This window comes from Nocardia amamiensis NBRC 102102, from assembly GCF_001612745.1.
In the GTDB taxonomy this organism is placed as follows: domain Bacteria; phylum Actinomycetota; class Actinomycetes; order Mycobacteriales; family Mycobacteriaceae; genus Nocardia; species Nocardia amamiensis.
This window is the reverse complement of sequence record NZ_BDBA01000390.1, coordinates 1-2,192: the sequence shown is the minus strand read 5'-3', so window position 1 is coordinate 2,192 and position 2,192 is coordinate 1. Positions and strand designations below refer to the sequence as shown.

Below are 2,192 nucleotides of genomic sequence, written 5' to 3'. Positions count from 1 at the left end.
GGCGGGTGGCATCGGTACCCCTGCCGCCGCGGCCGCGGCCTTCGCCATGGGCGCCGCCTACGTGGTGACCGGTTCGGTCAATCAGGCCACTCGGGAAGCGGCCCAGTGCGACACCACCAAACAGCTTCTCGCCCAAGCGGATTTCGCCGACTGCGCCATGTCGCCGTCCTCGGACATGTTCGAGCTCGGCGTCCAGGTGCAGGTACTGCGCCGAGGCACCATGTTCGCCACCCGCGCGCAGCGGCTCTATGACACCTATCGCGCGTACGACGGCATCGACGATATCCCGGCCCACCTGCGCCACGATCTCGAGGCCACGCTGTTCCGGCGACCGCTCGAAGCGGTGTGGGACGACTGCGTCACGTACTTCACCGAACGCGATCCGGCCCAGCTGGTCGGCGCGGAGGCGGAGCCGAAACGCAAGATGGCGCTGGTGTTCCGGTGGTATCTGGGGCTGTCGTCGGGGTGGAGCATCCGCGGCGAGGCCGATCGCGTCGCCGACTATCAGATCTGGTGCGGACCCGCGATGGGCGGGTTCAACAACTGGGTGGCCGGAACCTACCTGGCGGCGCCGCGCAACCGGCACGTCGTCGACATCGCCGACCAGATGATGCTGGGCGCGGCCTACCTGACCCGGGTCGCCCAGTTGCGCACCGCGGGCGTGCGGCTGCCCGCCGACTGCGCCCGGTTCGTGCCCCAGCCGAGGGAGGAACGATGACCACGCTCGAAACCGGCACGCGAGCCACCTGGGTGGTGTGCCCGTCCTGTGCCACCATGATCTACGCCAAGCGCTACGAGCGCGCAGGCCGGGTCTGCCCGGACTGCGACGCGCACGGCATGCTGACGGCCGACCAGCGCATCGAGGCGCTGCTCGACCCGGGTTCCGCCCAGCACATCGAACCGTCCGCGACCGTGGCGGACCCGCTCGGCTTCAGCGATTCCCGCCCCTACCCCGAGCGTCACGCCGAAGCGCGGCGCCGCACTGGTCTCACCGATGCCATCCGGTGCGTGCGCGGCACGATCGGCGGCGCGCCGCTGGTGCTGGCGGTGATGGACTTCCGTTTCCTGGGCGGCAGCCTGGGCAGCGCGGTCGGCGAGGCGGTCACCGCCGCGGCCGAAACGGCGCTGGCGGCGCGGGTGCCGCTGGTGCTGGTCACCGCATCCGGCGGCGCGCGCATGCAGGAAGGCATCCTCGCGCTGATGCAAATGGCCAAGACCAGCCAGGCACTGCGTGAACTGGACGACGCGGGCGTGCTGACAATCTCGGTCGTCACCGACCCCACCTACGGCGGCGTCGCGGCTTCTTACGCCACCTCCACCGACATCATCATCGCCGAACCCGGTGCGCGGCTCGGCTTCGCGGGACCCCGGGTGATCCAGCAGACCATCGGCGAGACGCTGCCCGCTGGGTTCCAGACCGCGGAATTCCTGGTCGAACACGGTGTGGTGGACATGATCTGCCACCGCTCGGCGCTGCGGGACCGGTTGGCCCGGTTGCTGGCGATGGCCGCCGATACTCCGAGCCGCCTCGACCGTGGAGATTCCGACACACCGGTCCGAACCGATGCCGCGGATCTGCCGACGCGCGAGGCATGGCACAGCGTGCGAGCCGCACGCGAATTGGGCCGGCCGACGACGCTGGACTATCTGGCCGCGTCCTTCGACGAGTTCGTCGAGCTGCACGGTGACCGGCTGTCGGCCGACTGCCCGGCCATGATCACGGCGCTGGCTCGCCTCGACGGCGCTCCGGTCGTGGTGATCGGCACGCAGAAAGGCCACACCGCGACAGAATTGGCGCAGCGGAACTACGGCATGCCGACACCCGCCGGATACCGCAAGTCGGCTCGTATCCTGCGGCTGGCCGCCAAGTTGGGCTTGCCGGTGATCACCTTGGTCGACACGGCAGGCGCCTACCCGGGTGTGACCGCCGAAGAGCAAGGGCAGGCCGTCGCCATCGCGGAATCGCTGAAACTCCTCGCCGGGCTGCCCGTTCCGGTGGTCACCGTGATCACCGGCGAAGGCGGCAGCGGGGGAGCGCTGGCCCTCGCTGTGGCCGATCGCGTGATCGTCTGCGAGAACGCCGTCTACTCCGTGATCAGCCCGGAGGGGTGCGCCTCGATCCTCTGGAAGGACGCGGCCGCCGCCCCGCACGCCGCCGCCGCACTGCGGGTGGACTCGACCTCGCTGCTCGA

At 70.2% G+C, this 2,192-nt stretch carries 2 protein-coding genes; both read left to right on the top strand.

The window, feature by feature from the left end; all coding sequences use genetic code 11:
- Window positions 1-718: beta/alpha barrel domain-containing protein (locus NA4_RS41850; RefSeq protein WP_507763409.1), on the top strand; the 718-nt coding region annotated here is incomplete at its 5' end.
- A partial coding sequence (gene accD, locus NA4_RS37945) for an acetyl-CoA carboxylase, carboxyltransferase subunit beta (RefSeq protein ID WP_067481052.1) occupies window positions 715-2,192 on the top strand: 1,478 nt, incomplete at its 3' end. The genes NA4_RS41850 and accD, both read left to right, overlap by 4 nt.